The sequence below is a fragment of the Aequorivita sp. KMM 9714 genome, from assembly GCF_011065475.1.
GTDB classification, from domain to species: domain Bacteria; phylum Bacteroidota; class Bacteroidia; order Flavobacteriales; family Flavobacteriaceae; genus Aequorivita; species Aequorivita sinensis.
Genome location: NZ_JAAGRO010000060.1, coordinates 1 through 279, shown reverse-complemented (window position 1 = coordinate 279; position 279 = coordinate 1). Strand labels below are relative to the sequence as shown.

Annotated in this window: 1 protein-coding gene; it reads left to right on the top strand. The window is 39.1% G+C overall.

Going from position 1 to position 279, the window contains the following annotated elements; all coding sequences use genetic code 11:
* The coding region (locus G3A46_RS14170) for a hypothetical protein (RefSeq protein WP_165150782.1) at positions 1-279 on the top strand (279 nt) is incomplete at both ends.

The following is a 279-nucleotide window of genomic DNA, read 5'->3' as shown; positions in this document are numbered from 1 at the left end:
GTTGGATACCTACTATGTATATGATGATTTTGGGAACCTTACCTATGTAATTCCTCCAAAGGTCGATAAAACAAATAACGATGTGAGCCCAACGGAACTAGACCAGCTCTGCTACCAATATAAATATGATTACCGCAACCGATTAGTATGGAAGAAAATCCCCGGCAAGGGGCACGAAACCATCTTTTACAATAATTTGGACCAGCCCATACTTACCCAAGATGCCAATATGCGGAATGAGACAGCTAATAAATACTTATTTACCAAATATGATGCATT